Raw genomic sequence first — 1,568 nt, 5'->3', positions numbered from 1 at the left:
GCATCACCTCCGCCGGACTCCGGGCTGACAGCGCGGACGCGATGAACGGCGACGCCGTGATGTACGACGTCGGAAAGATCCTCACCGTGGGCGGGGCGTCCGCCTACGACAACACCCCGGCCACGGCGCGGGCGTACACCATCGACATCAACAACGGGGTCAAGACGGCCCGGACCGCAGACATGGCCGTCACCCGGTCGTTCGCGAACGGGGTCGCGCTGCCCGATGGCCAGGTCCTCGTGGTCGGCGGTCAGGCCACCCCGGTTCCGTTCACGGACACAGCCGCCAGGATGGCCCCGGAAATCTGGAACCCGGCCACCGGAAAGTGGACCACGCTGGCCCCGATGGCCATCCCCCGGACGTATCACAGCGTCAGCATGCTGCTTCCCGATGGCCGGGTCTTCGTTGGCGGTGGCGGGCTGTGCAACACCTGCACGACCAACCATCTGGACGGCGAAATTTTCACCCCGCCCTACCTGCTGAACGCCGACGGCAGTGCCCGCACCCGGCCGACGATTGTGACCGCACCGGCCACCGCCGCCGCCGGCAGCACGATAGCGGTGACCACCAAAGCGCCCGTCACCAACTTCTCCCTGATGCGGATGAGCACCGTGACCCACACCGTGAACACCGACCAGCGGCGGATCCCGCTGACCGCAACCTCGGTGTCGGGCAACACCGCGTCGCTGACGTTGCCGGCGGACAGCGGCGTGCTGGTGCCGGGCAGCTATCTGCTCTTCGCAATGGACGCCAACGGAGTGCCCAGCGTCGCCTCGACGATCAGGATCAAGTGAAACTCTCGAACCTGGGACGTGGTCTCGCGGGTCCAGCGTTTGCTGAATGCGTTCCTTGGGTGTGGCGTTGGCCGGAATCCGTCCCAGACGCGTCCGGGACGATCCGGGATCCGCATCTGCCGCCCAAGGTTTTTCCATGCTGCCCGGCCTAGCGTCTGTCTTCTGGGGGACTGGTTCCGGAACTAAGCGCAGATGGGTCGTTGCGTCACACCCCGCCCCGTCGCCATGATCCGGCCCCGGGCAGGAACGCCGAAGCCAGCGAATCTGGTGGCGCCGTGTGCTGATTGTGTCGTTGACGACGTTAGGTGCCGTGATGCTCATATCGAAATGGCGAGTGATTCGCCCAGGGTCCGCAGTTCTGGTTGTTTTCCTGTTGATCATGGGGTACATGGCGGTGGATCCGCAAGCCTCCTCGGGCCCGACCGGACAGCACCTGCACAGCCCGGCGCTGCCGGCCGCCGCCGCGGCGGCGGTGGCGGTGGCGGTGGCGGTGGCGGTGGTTCCGCCCGACCCCTCGCGCGTGGCCGGACCGCACCTGCACATGCCCGCGGTGCTGCCGGCTGCCGCGACGGAGGCACTTCCGGCTGCTTTGCCCCGCACCGGGTGGACGGCTTCGGCCAGCGATGAAGAAGTCACCCGCACAAACGGCCGCGCGGGAAATGTTCTCGACGGCAGTGCGGCCACGTACTGGCACAGCAGGTGGTCCCCGGCGCCGGCCGCGCCGCTGCCGCACTCCATCACGATCGACACCAAGGCGACGCAAAGCATCGCGGG

General features: G+C 67.9%; 1 protein-coding gene and 1 pseudogene. Both read left to right on the top strand.

Features of this window, described 5'->3' with window-relative positions:
- Positions 1-794, top strand: a 794-nt coding sequence (locus ABIB26_RS23640) for a galactose oxidase early set domain-containing protein (protein ID WP_354248640.1), incomplete at its 5' end; no start/stop codon positions are given.
- A 334-nt stretch (positions 795-1,128) separates the two neighbouring features.
- Positions 1,129-1,568, top strand: a pseudogene (locus tag ABIB26_RS23635) (hypothetical protein); the annotation flags it as partial.

It is taken from the genome of Arthrobacter sp. UYEF20, from assembly GCF_040546335.1.
In the GTDB taxonomy this organism is placed as follows: Bacteria; Actinomycetota; Actinomycetes; order Actinomycetales; family Micrococcaceae; genus Arthrobacter.
This window is presented reverse-complemented; position numbering and strand designations above follow the sequence as displayed.